The 18,008-nt window shown below is 65.6% G+C and carries 19 protein-coding genes; 16 read left to right on the top strand and 3 right to left on the bottom strand.

Features of this window, described 5'->3' with window-relative positions; translation table 11 throughout:
* Positions 1–2: 2 nt before the first annotated feature.
* Positions 3–1,532: a glutamate--cysteine ligase gene (gene gshA / locus ACSQ3Y_RS10540; protein WP_436177233.1), complete on the bottom strand. Its 1,530-nt coding sequence runs from the start codon at positions 1,530–1,532 to the stop codon at positions 3–5.
* 68 nt (positions 1,533–1,600) lie between these two features.
* Positions 1,601–2,509: an SDR family NAD(P)-dependent oxidoreductase gene (locus ACSQ3Y_RS10535; RefSeq protein ID WP_436177232.1), complete on the bottom strand. Its 909-nt coding sequence runs from the start codon at positions 2,507–2,509 to the stop codon at positions 1,601–1,603.
* 204 nt (positions 2,510–2,713) lie between these two features.
* On the opposite strand from ACSQ3Y_RS10535, the gene ACSQ3Y_RS10530 reads away from it, so the two are divergent.
* The 12 genes from ACSQ3Y_RS10530 (at position 2,714) to ACSQ3Y_RS10475 (ending at position 12,070) form a co-directional block, all read left to right on the top strand.
* The gene (locus tag ACSQ3Y_RS10530) at positions 2,714–2,995 is read left to right on the top strand and encodes a DUF427 domain-containing protein (RefSeq protein ID WP_057206646.1); all 282 of its coding nucleotides are present in this window, start codon (positions 2,714–2,716) and stop codon (positions 2,993–2,995) included.
* A gap of 595 nt (positions 2,996–3,590) precedes the next feature.
* A complete protein-coding gene (locus ACSQ3Y_RS10525; RefSeq protein WP_057206643.1) occupies positions 3,591–4,226 on the top strand; it encodes a DUF938 domain-containing protein in 636 nt (211 codons plus the stop codon).
* A 24-nt stretch (positions 4,227–4,250) separates the two neighbouring features.
* Complete coding sequence (locus ACSQ3Y_RS10520; RefSeq protein WP_057206641.1) at positions 4,251–4,544, top strand: 2Fe-2S iron-sulfur cluster-binding protein; 294 nt, start codon at positions 4,251–4,253, stop codon at positions 4,542–4,544.
* Positions 4,545–4,755: 211 nt separating this feature from the next.
* Entirely contained in the window at positions 4,756–5,877 is a 1,122-nt protein-coding gene (gene ribBA / locus ACSQ3Y_RS10515; RefSeq protein WP_057206640.1) for a bifunctional 3,4-dihydroxy-2-butanone-4-phosphate synthase/GTP cyclohydrolase II, read from the top strand.
* 18 nt (positions 5,878–5,895) lie between these two features.
* On the top strand, positions 5,896–6,360 hold the full coding sequence (gene ribH, locus ACSQ3Y_RS10510) for a 6,7-dimethyl-8-ribityllumazine synthase (protein ID WP_305746196.1): 465 nt from the start codon (positions 5,896–5,898) through the stop codon (positions 6,358–6,360).
* Positions 6,357–6,983, top strand: coding sequence for a transcription antitermination factor NusB (nusB, locus tag ACSQ3Y_RS10505; RefSeq protein WP_436177231.1), 627 nt, complete (start codon positions 6,357–6,359; stop codon positions 6,981–6,983). Before ribH ends, nusB begins: the two co-directional genes overlap by 4 nt.
* A 114-nt stretch (positions 6,984–7,097) precedes the next feature.
* Entirely contained in the window at positions 7,098–8,282 is a 1,185-nt protein-coding gene (locus ACSQ3Y_RS10500) for a pyridoxal phosphate-dependent aminotransferase (RefSeq protein WP_436177230.1), read from the top strand.
* An 885-nt stretch (positions 8,283–9,167) separates the two neighbouring features.
* A complete protein-coding gene (gene ybgC / locus ACSQ3Y_RS10495) occupies positions 9,168–9,596 on the top strand; it encodes a tol-pal system-associated acyl-CoA thioesterase (RefSeq protein WP_436177229.1) in 429 nt (142 codons plus the stop codon).
* Positions 9,593–10,297 carry a protein TolQ gene (gene tolQ, locus ACSQ3Y_RS10490; RefSeq protein WP_057206632.1) on the top strand — a complete coding sequence of 235 codons (705 nt, stop codon included), beginning with the start codon at positions 9,593–9,595 and terminating at the stop codon, positions 10,295–10,297. Before ybgC ends, tolQ begins: the two co-directional genes overlap by 4 nt.
* A 4-nt stretch (positions 10,298–10,301) precedes the next feature.
* On the top strand, positions 10,302–10,724 hold the full coding sequence (locus ACSQ3Y_RS10485; protein ID WP_057206631.1) for a biopolymer transporter ExbD: 423 nt from the start codon (positions 10,302–10,304) through the stop codon (positions 10,722–10,724).
* Between the two features lie 65 nt (positions 10,725–10,789).
* Positions 10,790–11,779, top strand: coding sequence for a cell envelope integrity protein TolA (gene tolA, locus ACSQ3Y_RS10480; protein WP_436177228.1), 990 nt, complete (start codon positions 10,790–10,792; stop codon positions 11,777–11,779).
* Positions 11,780–11,878: 99 nt separating this feature from the next.
* Entirely contained in the window at positions 11,879–12,070 is a 192-nt protein-coding gene (locus ACSQ3Y_RS10475) for a type II toxin-antitoxin system VapB family antitoxin (protein ID WP_436177227.1), read from the top strand.
* A gap of 111 nt (positions 12,071–12,181) precedes the next feature.
* Here the strand turns inward: ACSQ3Y_RS10475 and ACSQ3Y_RS10470 are convergent, their stop codons facing one another.
* The gene (locus ACSQ3Y_RS10470; RefSeq protein WP_436177226.1) at positions 12,182–13,522 is read right to left on the bottom strand and encodes an MFS transporter; all 1,341 of its coding nucleotides are present in this window, start codon (positions 13,520–13,522) and stop codon (positions 12,182–12,184) included.
* A 267-nt stretch (positions 13,523–13,789) separates the two neighbouring features.
* On the opposite strand from ACSQ3Y_RS10470, the gene cyoA reads away from it, so the two are divergent.
* The 4 genes from cyoA to cyoD are packed head-to-tail and all read left to right on the top strand — an operon-like array spanning position 13,790 to position 17,984.
* A complete protein-coding gene (cyoA, locus tag ACSQ3Y_RS10465; protein WP_436177225.1) occupies positions 13,790–14,854 on the top strand; it encodes a ubiquinol oxidase subunit II in 1,065 nt (354 codons plus the stop codon).
* Positions 14,855–14,878: 24 nt separating this feature from the next.
* On the top strand, positions 14,879–16,888 hold the full coding sequence (gene cyoB / locus ACSQ3Y_RS10460) for a cytochrome o ubiquinol oxidase subunit I (protein WP_428001986.1): 2,010 nt from the start codon (positions 14,879–14,881) through the stop codon (positions 16,886–16,888).
* Positions 16,881–17,540: a cytochrome o ubiquinol oxidase subunit III gene (gene cyoC / locus ACSQ3Y_RS10455; protein WP_436177224.1), complete on the top strand. Its 660-nt coding sequence runs from the start codon at positions 16,881–16,883 to the stop codon at positions 17,538–17,540. Before cyoB ends, cyoC begins: the two co-directional genes overlap by 8 nt.
* Positions 17,541–17,984 (top strand): cytochrome o ubiquinol oxidase subunit IV, encoded by a 444-nt coding sequence (cyoD, locus tag ACSQ3Y_RS10450; protein ID WP_436177223.1) that lies wholly within the window; start codon positions 17,541–17,543, stop codon positions 17,982–17,984.
* Positions 17,985–18,008: the final 24 nt, after the last annotated feature.

The following is an 18,008-nucleotide window of genomic DNA, read 5'->3' as shown; positions in this document are numbered from 1 at the left end:
GCTCAGCCCAGGCCTTCGACCGCCATGTACTGTTCGAGCCAGGGCTCGAACGGCAGCGTATCCGCCGCCTCGATGGCCTTTTGCGCGGCGATGGACTCGTCGGCCAACGCCAGGTAGCGCGCCTGCTGCGCATCGCTCCAGGGCAGGGCCAGCAGCGTGTTCTGCGCCTTGGCCGATTGCTGGAAGGCGAAGCGCTCGAAATTGCTCTCGTGGTCCTGCACGATGCTGGCCAGCACGCGGGCCGAGGGCGTGCGGTCCGGCGCCTCCATCAGCGCCCGGGCGTCGCGCAGGGCATCGCTGTAGTCCGTGGTGCCGTGCGTGGCATCGAGCGCGGCGGCCAGCGGCTCGCACTCGGCCAGCACCTCGGCGCCCCAGGTGGTCAGCGGCACGGCCTGGCCGGCGCGGTGCAGCAGCAGGCCGGGCTCGCGGCCGCGCTCGGCCGTGAGGTGCTGGTTCTGCTGGAGCTCGGCAATCTCTTCGGGCGTGTCGGGCGGGCTGTCGGACAGCAGGCAGTGCAGCAAAAACACGTCCAGCAGGCGCATGGTCGACGCCGTGATGCCCACGGACACGAAGGGGTCCAGGTCCATCAGGCGCACTTCGACGTATTCCACGCCGCGCTCGCGCAGGGCATGCAGCGGGCGCTCGCCCGTGTGCACGGTGCGCTTGGGGCGGATGGTGCCGTAGAACTCGTTCTCGATCTGCAGCAGGCTGGTGCCCAGTTGGTTGTAGTCGCCGCCCGGGTTGCGCACGCCCACCGTCTCGTAGGCGGGGTAGGGCTTGGTCAGCGCCTCGTGCAGCGAGTTGGCGTAGCCTGCCAGGCCGTTGTAGCTCACGGCCAGCGTGGCCTGGGCGTCGCTCTGGTAGCCCAGGCGCCCCATGCGCAGCGAGGTGGCGTGCGGCAGGTACATGGCCTGGCCCTTGTCGCCCAGCGGCAGCAGCCGGTGGTCGCGCCCCTGCACGAAGCACGGGCACAGCGCGGGCGATGCACCAAACAGGTACAGCAGCACGAAGGCATGCCGGCGGAAATTGCGGATCAGCGCGAAGTAGTCATCGCTGCCCACGCCGGGCAACGACCAGTTGTAGTGGATGCCCGAAATGGCCTGCATGCGCCGGCCGTAGCGGTGGCCCAGGCCCATGCGGTAGACGCTCTTGGCCCGGCCCACGTTGGAGCTGCCGTAGCGGCCGATGGGAATCGTCTCGTCGGTGGGCAGGCCGCAGGGCATGCTCGACGCCCACAGCAGCTCGCCGCCCTGCGCCTGCAGCGCGCGGTGCACGAACTGGTGCACCTCGGCCAGCTCGTTAAGGCACTCGTCCACGCCCTTGCGCGCACCGGTGATCAGCTCCAGCTGCGATTCGCTGTAGTCGGTGGTGATCAAGGGGTGCGTGAGTGCCGAACCCAGCGCCGCCGGGTGCGGCGTGAGGGCCAGCCCCCCGCTGGGCAGCACGCGCAGTCCCTCTTTTTCGATGCCGCGGCGTATCCCTGCCAGGGCATCGGCGGGGTAGGCGGTCAGTCGTTCCTGCAAAGTTCTCATATCTTTATTACCGATCTCGTGTCGGCCCGGAACTTAGCACGGCGCACGATTGCGCGTGTGGACCTGGCTTAAACCCTGGCCGCCAGGGCCTTGCTCACCTCGTTGGTTCCCTGCGCTGCGCCGCTTTGTGGTACTTGCTCGCCAGCGCGCTCGGTCACTTCCGACAGGCGTGCGGCCAGTTGCTCAGGGGTGTCCGCGCCAATGCCTAGGTGAATACCCTGAGTCAGCGTGATGTGCGCAGCCTCGAAGGTGCCTGCGCCCGCGCACAGGATGGTGCGCGTGGGCGCGCTTTCATGGGCCAGCACCAGCATGGCGGGCACCACGGCCTCGGGTTTCAGGACGTCGAGCACCTCCTGCGGCATCAGGCCCTCGGTCATGCGCGTGGCGGCCGTGGGCGCCAGGGCGTTGACGTGGATGTGGCACTTGGCGCCCTCGATGGCCAGGGTCTGCATCAGCCCGACCTGCGCCAGCTTGGCGGCGCCGTAGTTGGACTGGCCGAAGTTGCCGTACAGGCCGGTGGAGGAGGTCGTCATCACGATGCGCCCGTACTGCTGGGCCACCATGTGCGGCCACACCGCCTTGCAGCAGTGGGCTGCGCCCATGAGGTGCACGTCCACCACCAGGCGAAAGTCGTCCATCTCCATCTTGCTGAACGACTTGTCGCGCAGGATGCCGGCGTTGTTCACCAAAATGTCGACCCGGCCCCAGGCGTCGATGGCCTGCTGCACCATGGCCTGCACAGCCGCATAGTCGGTGACCGAGGCACCGTTGGCAATCGCCTCGCCGCCGGCGGCGATGATCTCGTCGACCACGGCCTGCGCCGCGCCCACCGAGCCGCCCTTGCCATCCAGCGCCCCGCCCAGGTCATTGACCAGCACCTTGGCGCCGCGCGCCGCCAGTGCCAGCGCATGCTGGCGGCCCAGGCCGCCACCGGCGCCCGTGACGATGGCCACACGGCCCTTGAAATCGATACCCATGGTCAATGTTCTCCTGTGGTGGTTTTGAAAAGGCGGTTGGAACCGCAGCGACTTTAAGCCACATCGCGAACCCACGCGGTACCGCGCGCGACTGGCAGTGCACGGCACTCCCGGTGCAGGCAAAATCGCAGCTGGCGCCCCCGCAAACCGCACGGACGCCGGGCACTTGCGCCCCCCCTCTTTCCCTTATCGAAGGATTTCCCCATGAAAGCAACCTGGAACGGCGTGGTCATTGCCGAAAGCGACGACACCGTGGTGGTCGAAGGCAACCACTACTTCCCCGACGCATCGCTCAAGCGCGAGTACGTCACCTTCAGCAACCACAAGACCACCTGCGCGTGGAAGGGCCAGGCCAGCTACCTCTCGCTGCTGGTCAACGGCGAAATGAACACCGACGCCGCCTGGTTCTACGCCGATCCCAAGCCCGAGGCCGACGAGATCCGCGGCCGTGTCGCCTTCTGGAAGGGCGTGAAGATCGAGGCCTGACGCACGCGGCAGTTATCCCTGCCCGCACTGGACAATCATGTGGATAAGTTTTGGCAAGCCCTGTATGGCCATGCCAAGTGATTGATTCACAAGGGATATCACTGCACCGCCCGTTTTTTGGGCAGCCTGGCCTGGCGCCTGCCCAGGGTTATCCCTGATGGCACTGGACAATCGTGTGGATAACTAAGGACAAGCCGTGTATGGCCGATGCAAGTGCTTGATCTACAACGAAAACCCACCCGCCGCCCATTTTTTGGGCAGCGACCGGCAGGCCAAAACCTGCGGTTATCCCTGCCTGCGCTGGACAATCATGTGGATAAGTTTGGGCAAGCCGTGTATGGGCGATCCAAGCCATTGATTCACAACGAAAATGAATGCAGTGCTCATTTTTTAGGCAGAAGGTGCCCGGTTATCCCTGCCCGCACTGGACAATCATGGGGATAACTTTGGACAAGCCCTGTATGGCCGCGCCAAGTGCTTGATTTGCAAGGAATATCACTGCATTGATGAAAATTTGGGCACTCTGGCAAAGACCCTGCCAAGCCCACTTTGCTTTCAATTTGATAGCATCGCGCCCCGTACTTTGTCCACATCCATGACCTCTCCCGCCCTCCCCTGCAGTCCCGCTTCCGAACGCAACCAAGCGCCTATCCTGGCCTTGCTGCGCGGCCTGGTTCCCGACACCGGCACGGCGCTGGAGATCGCCAGCGGCACGGGCCAGCACGTGGCCTTCTTCGGCTCCGCCCTGCCCGGCTGGACCTGGCAGCCCACGGACCTGAAGGACGAGCTGTTCTTCGCCATCGCCGGCTGGGCCCTGCAGGCCGGCGCCACCAACGTGCGCCCCGCCGTGCGCCTGGACGTGCGCTCTGCCACCTGGCCCGATGGTGCGGCCCCCTTTGCCCAGCCCTTCGACCTGATTTATTGCGCCAATATGCTGCACATCGCCCCCTGGGCCTGCTGTGCGGGCCTCATGCAGGGTGCAGCGCGGCATCTGACGCCGGGCGGCCGGCTGGTCACCTACGGGCCCTACATCGAAGACGGCGTGCCCACCTCACCGGGCAACCAGGGCTTCGACGCCACCCTGCGTGCACAGAACCCCGACTGGGGCATCCGCAACCGCGCCGATGTGGAGCGCGAAGCCGCCGCCGCCGGCCTGCAACTGGCCGAGCGCCACGCCCTGCCCGCCAACAACCTCTTGCTGGTGTGGCAACGCACGCCCGCCAGCGCCTGACCTGCACGCACACCTGCATACGCCATGACGAACCCCGCCAGCCCCTTCTTCACCGCCCGCATCGAGCCCGATGGTGCCCAGTGCGATGCCTGGCCCGAGCAGCCCCTGCTCGTCTCCATCGAGCAGGGCGGCATCGATTGGCCCAGCTCCTGCCGCAACGGCACCTGCCGTACCTGCATCGGGCAGTTGGTGGAGGGGCGTGTGCGCTACGACATCGAATGGCCCGGCCTGTCGCCCGAGGAAAAGGCAGAAGGTTGCGTGCTGCCTTGCGTGGCCTACCCTGAGTCAGACGTGGTGATCCAGGGCAGCATGATCTGACCCGGCGCAAGACTTCCTGCATGCGCTCTGCTGCCGGGTGCATTAAAATCCATGCCTTGTGGGGCAATATGCCCCTTCGACGTGCGGCAGCGCCGCATCGCATGTTCTTTGGGCGGTTTCTTGGAGGTGTATGCCGTATGGCGACCTCCGGCCACGGGAACCTGCGCTGCGCACACTCGCCAGACGTCCCCACAGAAAGCCCAAGCCTTCCATGAACTCTCCCCTCACCCCCGTGCCGATCTCGCCCGTCGAGGACATCGTGGCCGAGATGCGCGCCGGCCGCATCGTCATCCTGGTGGATGAAGAAGACCGTGAAAACGAAGGCGACCTGGTGCTGGCCGCCGACCACGTGACGCCCGAGGCGATCAACTTCATGGCCCGCTTCGGCCGCGGCCTGATCTGCCTGACGCTGAGCCGCGAGCGCTGCGAGCGCCTGCGCCTGCCGCCCATGGTCACGCGCAATGGCACCAAGCACGCCACGGCGTTCACCGTCTCCATCGAAGCCGCCGAGGGCGTGACCACCGGCATCTCTGCCGCCGATCGCTCGCGCACCGTGCAGGCCGCCGTGGCGCCCAATGCACGCGCAGAAGACCTGGTGCAGCCCGGCCACATCTTCCCGCTGCAGGCGGTGGACGGCGGCGTGCTCATGCGCGCCGGCCACACCGAAGCCGGCTGCGACCTGGCCGTGATGGCCGGCTGCAGCCCTGCCTCGGTGATCTGCGAGATCATGAAGGACGACGGCACCATGGCCCGCCTGCCCGATCTGCAGCTCTTCGCGGCCGAGCACGGCCTGAAGATCGGCACCATCGCCGACCTGATCGAATACCGCAGCCGCAACGAGACGCTGGTTGAGAAGGTCGGCACGCGCACGCTGCAGACCGCCGCCGGCGAGTTCACCGTGCACGCCTTTCGCGACCAACCCAGCCAGGCCGTGCACCTGGCGCTGGTCAAGGGCCAGTGGGGCGCCGACGACGTGGTGCCCGTGCGCGTGCACGAGCCGCTGTCGGTGTTCGATGCGCTCGAAGTGAACCGCTCCATGCACTCCTGGGGCCTCGATTCGAGCCTGCAGTACCTGGCAGCCCAGGGCAAGGGCGTGGCCGTGCTGCTCAATTGCGGCGAGACGGCCGAGCAACTGCTCGAACAGTTCGAAGGCACGGCGCGCGCCGCCCAGGCGCCCGAGCGCGGCCGCATGGACCTGCGCACCTACGGTGTGGGCGCGCAGATCCTGCGCGAGTGCGGCGTGCACAAGATGCAACTCATGGGCCAGCCCCGCCGCATGCCCAGCATGGCCGGCTACGGCCTCGAAATCACCGGCTTCATCCCCAAAGAGTAAAAGAACAGGATCACCACTATGTTTGGCGCAGAAAAAGGAACAGCGGACAAGCTGGACGGCAAGAAGCTGCACATCGGCATCGTGCAGGCCCGCTTCAACGAGGGCATCACCAATGCCCTGGCAGCGGCATGCCGTGCTGAACTGCTGGCCCTGGGCGTGCAGGAAAAGCACATCACCCACGTGCTGGTGCCCGGCGCCCTCGAAGTGCCCGTGGCCCTGCAGGCCCTGTGCGAAGCCGACGAGTACGACGCGCTGATCGCCCTGGGCTGCATCATCCGCGGCGAGACCTACCACTTCGAACTGGTGGCCAATGAATCGGGCGCGGGCGTCACGCGCCTGTCGCTCGACTACCAGATCCCGATTGCCAACGCCATCATCACCACCGAAAACCTCGAGCAGGCGATTGCGCGCCAGACCGAGAAAGGCACGGACGCCGCCCGCGTCGCCGTGGAGATGGCCAACCTGCTGGAAGACCTGTCATGAGCGATAACAACCACAACAGCGACGACGCCACCACCGCCGGCAACAGCCACCCCTCGACCCGCCCGCCCAAGCAGGCGCGCACCGGCCTCAAGAGCACCGGCGTGCGCAAGGCCGCCTCCAAGTCCAACCGCAGCCGTGCACGCGAGTTCGCGCTGCAGGCGCTGTACCAGCACCTGGTGGGCGGCAATGCGCCCGAGGCCATCGACGCCTTCACGCGCGACCTGGCAGGCTTTCACAAGGCCGACTCGGTGCACTACGACGCGCTGCTGCACGGCTCCATCAAGCTGGCCGCCGAGATGGACGAACTGATCACCCCGTTGCTGGACCGCAAGATGGCCGAGATCTCGCCCATCGAGCATGCCGTGATGTGGATCGGCGTGTACGAGTTCCAGCACTGCCTGGATGTGCCATGGCGCGTGGTGCTCAACGAGTGCATCGAGCTGGCCAAGGAGTTTGGCGGCACTGACGGCCACAAGTACGTGAACGCCGTGCTCAACGGCCTGGCCCCGCGCCTGCGCGCGGCAGAAGTCGCGGCCGACAAGGCCTCGGGCGCCACCACGGCGCCTGCCGCAGCATCGGCACCTGAAGCCGCCGCAGCAGCCGACGACAGCGCAGAGGGCTGACAGCCCCCTGCCTGCTCCGGGCCGCCGCCATGGTGCGCAGCCCGCGGCCCCTCCCCCCCTTCTCCCCCGCGCCAGCCACCCCCTGCCCCGCCGGCAGGACCAGGACCCATGCCCATGAAGTTCTCCTCCCGCGCTGAGCGCATCGAACCGTTTTACGTGATGGAAGTGGCCAAGGCTGCGCAGGCCATGGCACGCGAAGTGGCCGGCACGCGCGAGCCGATGATCTTTTTGAACATCGGCGAGCCCGACTTCACCGCCCCGCCCCTGGTGCAGGAAGCCGCCGCCCGCGCCGTGCGCGACGGCGCTACCCAGTACACCAACGCACTGGGCCTGGAGCCCCTGCGCGAGCGCATCAGCGCCTGGTATGCGCAGCGCTTCGGCGTGAACGTGCCGGCCCGGCGCATCGTGGTCACGGCCGGCGCATCGGCCGCGCTGCAACTGGCGTGTCTGGCGCTCATCGAGTCGGGCGACGAGATCCTCATGCCCGACCCGAGCTACCCCTGCAACCGCCACTTCGTGAGCGCCGCAGACGGCAAGGCCGTGCTCGTGCCCACCACCGCGGCCGAGCGCTACCAGCTCAGCGCCGAGAAGGTGCGCGCCGCCTGGACCGACAAGACCCGCGGCGTGCTGCTGGCCTCGCCATCGAACCCCACGGGCACGTCCATCGCGCCCGATGAGCTGCGCCGCATCCACGAGGTGGTGCGCGGGCACGACGGCATCACGCTGATCGACGAGATCTATCTGGGCCTGTCGTACGAAGAAGAATTCGGCCACACGGCGCTGGCCATCGACGACCAGATCGTGAGCATCAACAGCTTCAGCAAGTACTTCAACATGACCGGCTGGCGCCTGGGCTGGATGGTGGTGCCCGAGGCCATGGTGCCCGTGGTCGAGCGCCTGGCGCAGAATTTGTTCATCTGCGCCAGCACTGTGTCGCAGCATGCGGCGCTGGCGTGCTTCGAGGCCGAGAGCATTGCCGAATACGAGCGGCGGCGGGCGGAGTTCAAGGCGCGGCGCGATTTCTTCATTCCCGCCTTGCAGTCCATGGGGCTGTCGGTTCCTGTCATGCCCGATGGCGCGTTCTATGCCTGGGCGGATTGTTCCGAGGCTGCGGGGCGTCTTGGGGTGAGTGGCAGTTGGGATTTTGCGTTTGAGGTGATGAAGCGGGCGCATGTGGCTGTGACGCCTGGGCGGGACTTCGGGACCGCGGAGACTGAGCGGTTTGTGCGATTCTCTACTGCGAATTCGATGGCGCAGTTGGAGGAGTCTGTTGCTCGGTTGCGTCGTTTGCTCGGGTGACTTTAACGGTGGTTGCTTCTGCTTGTTTGCTGAAGGCGGAGGCCGGGTCTCGGCCCGGCTTGCTGTGGGGATTGGTTCTCCATAACAGCTCCATGCCTGAAGTGAGGGCGGAGGCCGGGATGTGCGCCCGGCGGCGCACCTACCTTCTTTTGCGTCGCCAAAAGAAGGTAGGCCAAGAAAAGGCGACCCCGCTGCCCGTGTCCCCCTCGTACTGCGTACGAGGGGGCAGCCTGCGATGCTCGGGCCTGGGGTGTGCCGCAGAACTCGCTGCGTTCTTCGAACTCCGCTCAAACAGCTGCGGCAAGCCAGACAACGATGCGCGTGTCCTTCGGCACGCGCTCACCCCAGGCCCTGCGCTTCTCGGCACGGTCAGAAGGGGGTGGGAGCGGGCTCCATACGGGCCATTGCTTCGCTCGGCCCGGTGTGCCGTCGCTGCGCTTGGCCTGGGCAGGGCGGCTACGCCGCCCGTCGGCAGCGCGCAGCGCGTAACCGACACCCGGCGTAGCTGCGAAGCAGCAGCCGGGTGGACCCCGCTCCCCACCCCTTCTGGCTGCGCCGAGAAGCGCAGGAGCTGGGGTGGGTGCGTGTGCCGCAGGACACACGCACTTCGTGATCTGACTTGCCGCAGCTGTTTGAGCGGAGTTCGAAGAACGCAGCGAGTTCTGCGGCACCACCCCAGGTCCGAGCATCGCAGGTTGCCCCCGTTCGCCCGACAGGGCGAATGGGGGACGCAGACTGGGGGTCGCCTTTTCTTTGCCTACTTTCTTTTGGCGACGCAAAAGAAAGTAGGTGCGCCGCCGGGCGCACATCCCGGCTCCCGCCCTCCGCCGAGGCACGGAGCAACCATGCACACCAGCACCAGCAAACCAGAAAAGAGGCAAGCCCATGGCCTTTGAATTCCCAATCCGAATTTACTGGGAAGACACCGACGCGGGCGGAATAGTCTTCTACGCCAACTACCTCAAGTTCTTCGAACGCGCCCGCACCGAATGGCTCCGCTCCCTCGGCATCGGCCAACAAGCGCTCAGGGAACAAACCGGCGGCATGTTTGTCGTAACCCACAGCCAGGTACGTTACTTGCGCCCCGCCAGGCTCGACGATGAACTCATTGTTACCGCCCAGCTGCAAGAGGCCGGCCGCGCATCGTTGACAATACTGCAGCAAGCGCTCCTGAAACCAGAGCACGACATGATTGAAAATCCGCCCGCACTGCTCAGCGAAGGCACCATCCGCATCGGCTGGGTGGACGCCGCCACCCTGCGGCCCGCGAGAATACCGAGCACCCTTCTGGAACAACTCTCAACAACACCATGAATTCCCAAAACATGTCCATCCTCAGCCTGGTGCTGCAGGCCAGCTGGGTGGTGCAACTCGTCATGCTGCTGCTGCTGGTCGTCTCCGTCGCCAGTTGGGCCGCCATCTTCCGCAAGCTGTTCGCGCTCAAGCGCATCAAGTCGCTCAACGACGATTTCGAGCGCGACTTCTGGTCCGGCACCAGCCTGAACGACCTGTTCGCCAGCGCCGCCCAGAACGCCAAGAACGCCGGCCCCATGGAACGCATCTTCGCCAGCGGCATGCGCGAGTACCAGAAACTGCGCGAGCGCCGCATCACCGATGCCGGCACCCTGATGGACGGCGCACGCCGCGCCATGCGCGCCAGCTTCCAGCGCGAGATGGACGTGGTCGAATCGAGCCTGTCGTTCCTCGCCACCGTGGGCTCGGTGTCGCCCTACGTGGGCCTGTTCGGCACGGTGTGGGGCATCATGCACGCCTTCACCGGCTTTGCCGGCATGGAGCAGGTGACCCTGGCCACCGTGGCCCCCGGCATCGCCGAGGCGCTGGTGGCCACCGCCATCGGCCTGTTCGCCGCCATCCCGGCCGTCATCGCCTACAACCGCTTCGCCCGCGACATCGACCGCGTGGCCACACACCAGGAGACCTTCATCGAAGAGTTTTCCAACATCCTGCAGCGCAACCTTGGCGCGCAGCAACCCGTCTCGGCATCGGGGCACTGACACCATGCCCGCCATGGCATCCCGCGGCCGAGGCCGCCGCACCATCAACGAGATCAACATGGTCCCGTTCATCGACGTGATGCTGGTGCTGCTCATCATCTTCATGGTGACGGCCCCTATGCTCACCCCCGGCATGGTCGACGTGCCCAGCGTGGGCAAAGGCAAGAACCTGCCCAAGGTGGTGGCGCAGGTCATCGTCAACAAGGACGGCTCGCTGCAGCTCAAGACCCCCGAGGCCACCCGCAGCATGAGCCAGCGCGAGATCGGCGAAGCCGCGCTGCGCTGGCAGAAAGACCAGACCAAGGAGACGGCTGTCATCATTACGGCCGACAAGGGCGTTGTATACGACAACGTGGTCAAGGCCATGTCCGAACTGCAGAAAGCCGGTGTGCAGCGCGTAGGTCTCTCCGTCAAACAGGGCGGCTGAAGCCGAAGTGCCCCGCCTTCCCTGATTGACTGAACCGAAGACGACGTACACGCTCTACTCCCTCCATGCACGCCCAAGACGACCGCGACCAGTTTGCGCCCCCCGCACCCCCTGCCCGCCTGCGAGCCATCTCGCTGGCGGTGCTGGTGCACCTGGCGCTGATCGGCGCACTCACCTGGGGCGTCAACTGGAAGGCCAGCTCCGACCAGCCCGCCGTGCAGGCCGAACTGTGGGCCGCCGTGCCCCAACAGGCCGCGCCGCCCGAGGTGACGCCGCCGACACCCCCGACCCCGCCAACGCCCCCCGTGCCACAGCCGCCCGAGCCCCGGCCCGCGCCGGTGCCCCCTCCTCCCCCACCACCGCCGCCGCGCGCCGTGGAGCCGGACACGCGCGAGGCCGACATCGCCATCGAGCGCGAAAAGAAGCGCCTGGAGCAGGAGAAGAAAGCCCGCGCCGAAAAGCTCGAACGTGACAAGCGCGAGCGTGAGCGCAAGGAAGACGAGCGCGAAGAGCGCCTCGAAAAGGAAAAGAAGGAGAAGCTCGCCGAGCAGAAAAAGGCCGAACAGGAACGGCAAAAGAAGCTGCTCGCCGATGAAAAGCGCAAGGCCGAAGACGCCAAGGACGCGAAGGAAGCCAAGGACGCCGCCGCCAAGAAACAACAGCGCGCCGAAGCCGAGGCCAAGCAGCTCGCCGCCCAGCGCGAGGCCAACCTGCGCCGCATGCAGGGGCTGGCGGGCTCCGAAGGCAACGAAAAATCCACGGGCACCGCGCAGCGCGATGCTGGCCCCTCGGGCGGCTACGGCGGCCGCGTGGCTGCCAAGGTCAAGCCCAACATCGTCTACCCCGACGCGATCTCGGGCAACCCGCGCGCCGAGGTCGAAGTGCGCCTGGCGCCCGACGGCACCATCGTCGGCAAGCGCCTGGTGCAGTCCAGCGGCAACAAGGCCTGGGACGACGCCGTGCTGCGCGCCCTGGACAAGACCGAAACCCTGCCGCGCGACGTGGACGGGCGCGTGCCGCCCTCGCTGACCATCGGGTTCAGACCGCAGGACTGACAGCAGACCTTGTTTCCAAGGCCCATCCAACGGAATAGCGCCGGGGCGCAGCAGTGTTTTGATGCACCATCACGGCCACTGTTCATGGAGTAAGCAGCCATGCGAATCACGGTGACAATCGATGACGCCCTGTACGAAGATGCGTTGCAATTCGCGCCACCAGGGATAACGCAGGCCGAACTGATTCGCGAAGCCTTGAAGACCTTTGTGCGCATTGAATCGGCCAAAAGACTGGCCGCGCTCGGTGGCTCCACACCCGATTTGCAAGAGCCGCCCAGGCGCAAGCCCTGACGCCCAACAAAAAACCCGGTGACCACCAAGGCAGCCACCGGGTTCTTGCATCGCTTCTCAGCGGGGCCGCCCTCCCGTGGGCCCGCCCCTCGCTCTCTCTTGTATTGGGATTTACCGGTCGCGCCGCTCCATGCGGCGGTTCAGGTTCAGGGCGCCCAAGGTACAGGCCACGCCCGACAGCAGGTACACCGTCACGGCCAGCAGGCCGAACTGGGCCGACAGGCCCAGGGCCACCAGGGGCGCAAACGCGGCGCCGATGATCCAGGCCAGGTCGGCCGACAGGGCCGCGCCCGTGTAGCGGTACTTGGGCGAGAAGTTGGCCGTCACCGTGCCCGATGCCTGGCCGTACGACAGGCCCAGCAGCACAAAGCCCAGCAGCAGAAACATGGTGCTGCCCACTTCGCCGCTGTTCAGCAGCACCGGCGCCATGAAGCTGAACACCCCGATCAGCACCGCCATGCCGCCCAGCAGCTTGCGCCGGCCCAGGTGGTCCGACAGCCAGCCCGAAACCATGATGGCCCCGGCCGCCAGGAAGGCACCGACGATCTGCACGCCCAGGATCTGGGTGACCGGCTGGTCCGTGTACAGCGTGATCCACGACAGCGGGAACACGGTGACCAGATGGAACAGCGCAAAGCTGGCCAGCGCCGCAAAGGCACCCAGCAGCACGTTGCCGCCCTCGTCGCGCATCACCTCGTGCACGGGCACGGGCTGCAGCTCACGGTCCTGCAGCAGCTCGGTGTACGACTGGCCCACCACCAGGCGCAGGCGGGCAAACAGGGCCACCACGTTCACGGCAAAGGCCACGAAGAACGGGTAGCGCCAGCCCCAGGCCAGAAACTCCTGCACCGTGAGGTTGGCATACAGATAGGCGAACAGGCCGGCCGCGAGCACAAAGCCCACGGGCGCGCCCAGCTGGCCGATCATGGCGTACCAGCCGCGGCGGTGCTTGGGCACCGACATCGCCAGCAGCGACGGCAGGCCGTCCCACGAGCCGCCCAGCGCCAGGCCCTGGCCGATGCGCAAAATCAGCAGCGCCACGATGGCCGTGGTGCCCAGGTCCTTGTAGCCCGGCAAAAAGGCCATGCCCACCGTGCACACTCCCAAGAGGAAGAGCGCAATGGTCAGCTTGGTGCCCCGGCCCCAGCGCCGCTGGATGGCCATGGAGATGGCCGTACCGATGGGCCGCACGACGAAGGCCACGGCCAGCAGCGCAAAGGAGGCCAGCGTGCCATCCAGGCGCGACATGAAGGGGAACAGGAACGTCGGGAACACCAGCACGCAGGCGATCCCGAAAACGAAGAAGTCGAAATACTCGGACGAGCGTCCGATGATCACGCCCACCGCGATTTCGCTGGGGGTGACGTCTTCATGGGTGTCCGCGCGGGAAAGAGAGTCTTGGCCTTCTTCAAAGCCATTCGCTGGGTAGATAGCAGAGGCGGGACTGCTCATGAACGGGATTCCTTGTTGTGTAACTGATACACCCACGTTTTACACCCAAGGCCCCCTGGCGGCAAGTGAGCTTTCACTGACGCTCTTGCAGGACAAATGCCATAGTGTGCTCACGACGGGGTCAAGGCATGGCGCCGGTGGCACCGGAATGGGGCAAAAACTTGACCTTGGACAAAATGTCCAATGGACAAATTTGGCTGCTCTATTACATTGAGCGGCAAATTGTCATTCGCGTTTACCCCTAAACGCCTTTGTTGGGCCCATCACATGTTCAAACTTCCCCAACTTCGCGGGCCGGCATGGCTTGCGTTGGCGGCCACAGCCACCAGCCTCGCCGGCTGCAGCAAGGCCGTCGTCCTCAACCCCGCAGGCGACGTCGCGTCGCAGCAAGGCCACATGGTCGTGCAGGCCACCTTGCTGATGCTGATCATCATCGTCCCGGTGATCGCCCTCACGCTGTGGTTCGCCTGGAAGTACCGCCAGTCCAACACCGCCAACACCGAAGAAGACTACGACCCCGACTGGCACCACTCCACCACGCTGGAGCTGGTGATCTGGACCGTGCCGCTGTTGATCATCATCGCCCTGGGCGCGCTGACCTGGATCGGCACCCACAAGCTCGACCCCTACCGCCCGCTGGACCGCATCTCGGCCACCAAGCCGCTCGAAGCGCAGGCCACCCCCCTGGTGGTGCAGGTGGTCGCCATGGACTGGAAATGGCTGTTCTTCTACCCCGAGCAGGGCATTGCCACCGTCAATGAGCTGGCCGCCCCGGTGGACCGCCCCATTTTGTTCAAGCTCACCGCCACCTCCACGATGAACTCGTTCTACGTGGCAGACCTCGCCGGCATGATCTACGCCATGCCCGGCATGCAGACCGAGCTGAACGCCGTGATCAACAAGCCCGGCGTGTACCCCGGCATCGCCTCGCACTACAGCGGCGCGGGCTTCTCGGGCATGACCTTCAAGTTCCACGGCCTGAGCCAGGGCGACTTCGAGCAGTGGGTGGCCAAGGCCAAGACCGAAGGCAAGGCACTGGACAAGACCACCTACCTGAACCTCGTCAAGCCCAGCGAGCGCGACCCCGTGCAGCGCTTTGCCAGCGTGGAAGACGGCCTGTACGACAAGGTGCTCAACCGCTGCGTCGAAGAAGGCAAGATGTGCATGCACCACATGATGACCATCGACGAGCGCGGTGGCGAGGCCTACATGAAGGCCATGGGCCTGAACCTGCCCCAGGACGTGTGCACCATCGACAACGCCGGCCAGATCGTGGCCGCCCTCGAAGCGCGCCACGCCACGGTCCACGACCGCACCCTTTCCCGCCAATGATCCGCGCCTAAGAGACTGACGAACATGTCCACCTCACCCGTTACCGCACCACCGCATTGGGCCCTGGGCCGAATCACCTGGGACTCCATTCCCATGGCGCACGAGCCCATCGTGCTGATCACCTTCATCGGCGTCGTGCTCGGTGGCCTGGCCGTGCTGGCCGGCATCACCAAGTTCCGCCTGTGGGGCACCCTGTGGCGCGACTGGATCTGCAGCATCGACCACAAGAAGATCGGCATCATGTACATGATCCTGGGCGTGGTCATGCTGCTGCGCGGCTTTGCCGACGCGCTGATGATGCGCCTGCAGCAGGCCATGGCCTTTGGCGACAACATGGGCTACCTGCCGCCGCACCACTACGACCAGATCTTCACCGCCCACGGCGTGATCATGATCTTCTTCGTGGCCATGCCGCTGGTCACGGGCCTCATGAACTACCTCGTGCCGCTGCAGATCGGCGCGCGCGACGTGTCCTTCCCGTTCCTCAACAACTTCAGCTTCTGGATGACCACCGCCGGTGCCATCCTGGTGATGGTGTCGCTGTTCCTGGGCGAGTTCTCCACCGCCGGCTGGCTGGCGCTGTCGAACCTGGGGGCGCAGAACCCGGGGGTGGGGCTTGACTACTACATCTGGGCGCTGCAGATCGCCGGGGTGGGCACCACGCTCTCGGGCATCAACCTGATCGTCACCATCATCAAGATGCGCGCACCCGGCATGAACCTCATGCGCATGCCCATCTTCACGTGGACGGCCCTGTGCACCAATGCACTCATCGTCGCATCCTTCCCCGTGCTCACCGCAGCGCTGGTGCTGATGTCGCTGGACCGCTATGCCGGCACCAACTTCTTCACCAACGACCTGGGCGGCAACGCCATGCTGTACGTGAACCTGATCTGGATCTGGGGCCACCCCGAGGTCTACATCCTGATCCTGCCCTGCTTCGGCATCTTCTCCGAAGTGGTGGCCACGTTCTGCAAGAAGCGCCTGTTCGGCTACACCTCCATGGTCTACGCCACGGTCGTTATCACCATCCTGTCGTACCTGGTGTGGCTGCACCACTTCTTCACCATGGGCTCCGGCGCCAGCGTGAACACCTTCTTCGGCATCACCACGATGATCATCTCGATCCCCACGGGCGCGAAGATCTTCAACTGGCTGTTCACCATGTACAAGGGCCGTATCCGCTTCGAGCTGCCCATGATGTGGACCCTGGCCTTCATGGTCACCTTCGCCATCGGCGGCATGACCGGCGTGCTGCTGGCCGTGCCCCCGGCCGACTTCGTGCTGCACAACAGCCTGTTTTTGATCGCCCACTTCCACAACGTGATCATCGGTGGCGTGCTGTTCGGCCTGTTCGCCGGCATCAACTACTGGTACCCCAAGGCCTTCGGCTACAAGCTTGACCGCTTCTGGGGCCTGTGCTCCTTCTGGCTGTGGGTGGTGGGCTTCTACGTGGCCTTCATGCCGCTGTACATCCTGGGCCTGATGGGCGTCACCCGCCGTGCGAACCACTTCGAAGACCAGTCGCTGCAGATCTGGTTCGTCATCGCCGCCATCGGCGCCGGCCTGATCGCCCTGGGCATCGCCTGCCTGCTGATCCAGATCGTGGTGAGCTACCTCAAGCGCGAACAGCTGCGCGACCACACCGGCGACCCATGGGACGCCCGCACGCTGGAGTGGGCCACCTCGTCGCCCCCGCCGGACTACAACTTCGCCTTCACCCCCAAGGTGTACGAGATCGATGCCTGGTGGGACATGAAGAAGCACGCCTATGCGCGCCCCCTCACCGGTTTTGCGCCCATCCACATGCCGGCCAACACGGGTGCGGGCGTGATCATCTCGGCGCTGTCGCTGGTGCTGGGCTTCGCCCTCATCTGGCACATGTGGCTGCTGGCCGGCCTGTCGTTTGCGGGCGTGGTGCTGGTGGCCATCGTCCACACGTTCAACTACAAGCGTGACTTCTACATCCCCGCCGCGCAAGTGACGGAGACCGAGAACCTGCGTACCCAACAACTGCGTGCCAGCCATGTCTGATATCACCTACAACCAAGCCGCCGCCGCCATCACGGCAGGCGGCCCCACCGCCGCCACGCTGGCCCGCCGCGAATACCACCTGGCGCACGAGCCGCACCCCGAGAACGGTACCGCCCTGGGCTTCTGGCTCTACCTGATGAGCGACTGCCTCATCTTCGCTGCGCTGTTCGCCACCTACGGCGTGCTGGGCCGCAGCTACGCCGCCGGCCCCACCGGCGCGCAGCTGTTCGACCTGACGCTGGTGGCCATCAACACCGCCTTCCTGCTGGCGTCGTCGATCACCTTCGGCTTCGCGATGATCAAGAAGCAGCAGAACAACGTGAATGGCACGCTGCTGTGGCTGGCCATCACCGGCGTGTTCGGCCTGTGCTTCCTGGGGCTGGAGCTGTATGAGTTTCACCACCTGATCCACCAGGGCGCGGGCCCGCAGCGAAGCGCCTTTTTGTCGGCCTTCTTCACGCTGGTCGGCACCCACGGCCTGCACGTCACCTTCGGCCTGGTCTGGCTGGTGGTGCTGATGCTGCAGATCAAGAAGCACGGCCTGATCCACGAGAACAAGCGCCGCCTGATGTGCCTGTCGATGTTCTGGCACTTTCTGGACGTCGTCTGGATCGGCGTCTTCACCTTCGTGTACCTGATGGGAGTGCTGTAAATGAGCGCCGCGCAACACACCGCCAACGATGGCCACGGCCATGACGATCACCACGACGACCACCATGGCGACGTGGGCCCGCACAGCACCTTCTCGGGCTACATGGTCGGCTTCGTGCTGTCCATCATCCTCACCGCCATCCCGTTCTGGCTGGTCATGGCCAAGGTCATCGCCGACCGCAACACCGCCATCCTCGTGCTCGGCGGCTTCGCGGTGGTGCAGATCCTGGTACACATGGTCTGCTTCCTGCACATGAACGGCAAGGTCGAGGGCGGCTGGACGCTGCTGTCCACCATCTTCACCGTGGTCTTCGTGGCCATTGCCATCAGCGGCACGCTCTGGGTCATGTTCCACATGAACGCCAACATGATGCCCAACCACCCCACGCCAACACCGCCCACCCAGAGCGAAGCCGGCGCAGCGGCAAGCCACCACACGCCCTGATGGGTGCAGCGCCCCGACGCCCCA

The sequence above is a fragment of the Acidovorax sp. LjRoot66 genome (assembly GCF_964253305.1).
Taxonomy (GTDB): domain Bacteria; phylum Pseudomonadota; class Gammaproteobacteria; order Burkholderiales; family Burkholderiaceae_C; genus Acidovorax.
The sequence above is the reverse complement of the archived record's forward strand: the minus strand, read 5'-3'. Positions and strand labels throughout refer to the sequence as shown.

Bases quoted from the DNA above. Each gene is read 5' to 3' on its own strand.
- gshA (WP_436177233.1), bottom strand. From the start codon at position 1,532: ATGAGAACTTTGCAGGAACGACTGACCGCCTACCCCGCCGATGCCCTG.
- ACSQ3Y_RS10535 (WP_436177232.1), bottom strand. From the start codon at position 2,509: ATGGGTATCGATTTCAAGGGCCGTGTGGCCATCGTCACGGGCGCCGGT.
- ACSQ3Y_RS10530 (WP_057206646.1), top strand. From the start codon at position 2,714: ATGAAAGCAACCTGGAACGGCGTGGTCATTGCCGAAAGCGACGACACC.
- ACSQ3Y_RS10525 (WP_057206643.1), top strand. From the start codon at position 3,591: ATGACCTCTCCCGCCCTCCCCTGCAGTCCCGCTTCCGAACGCAACCAA.
- ACSQ3Y_RS10520 (WP_057206641.1), top strand. From the start codon at position 4,251: ATGACGAACCCCGCCAGCCCCTTCTTCACCGCCCGCATCGAGCCCGAT.
- ribBA (WP_057206640.1), top strand. From the start codon at position 4,756: ATGAACTCTCCCCTCACCCCCGTGCCGATCTCGCCCGTCGAGGACATC.
- ribH (WP_305746196.1), top strand. From the start codon at position 5,896: ATGTTTGGCGCAGAAAAAGGAACAGCGGACAAGCTGGACGGCAAGAAG.
- nusB (WP_436177231.1), top strand. From the start codon at position 6,357: ATGAGCGATAACAACCACAACAGCGACGACGCCACCACCGCCGGCAAC.
- ACSQ3Y_RS10500 (WP_436177230.1), top strand. From the start codon at position 7,098: ATGAAGTTCTCCTCCCGCGCTGAGCGCATCGAACCGTTTTACGTGATG.
- ybgC (WP_436177229.1), top strand. From the start codon at position 9,168: ATGGCCTTTGAATTCCCAATCCGAATTTACTGGGAAGACACCGACGCG.
- tolQ (WP_057206632.1), top strand. From the start codon at position 9,593: ATGAATTCCCAAAACATGTCCATCCTCAGCCTGGTGCTGCAGGCCAGC.
- ACSQ3Y_RS10485 (WP_057206631.1), top strand. From the start codon at position 10,302: ATGCCCGCCATGGCATCCCGCGGCCGAGGCCGCCGCACCATCAACGAG.
- tolA (WP_436177228.1), top strand. From the start codon at position 10,790: ATGCACGCCCAAGACGACCGCGACCAGTTTGCGCCCCCCGCACCCCCT.
- ACSQ3Y_RS10475 (WP_436177227.1), top strand. From the start codon at position 11,879: ATGCGAATCACGGTGACAATCGATGACGCCCTGTACGAAGATGCGTTG.
- ACSQ3Y_RS10470 (WP_436177226.1), bottom strand. From the start codon at position 13,522: ATGAGCAGTCCCGCCTCTGCTATCTACCCAGCGAATGGCTTTGAAGAA.
- cyoA (WP_436177225.1), top strand. From the start codon at position 13,790: ATGTTCAAACTTCCCCAACTTCGCGGGCCGGCATGGCTTGCGTTGGCG.
- cyoB (WP_428001986.1), top strand. From the start codon at position 14,879: ATGTCCACCTCACCCGTTACCGCACCACCGCATTGGGCCCTGGGCCGA.
- cyoC (WP_436177224.1), top strand. From the start codon at position 16,881: ATGTCTGATATCACCTACAACCAAGCCGCCGCCGCCATCACGGCAGGC.
- cyoD (WP_436177223.1), top strand. From the start codon at position 17,541: ATGAGCGCCGCGCAACACACCGCCAACGATGGCCACGGCCATGACGAT.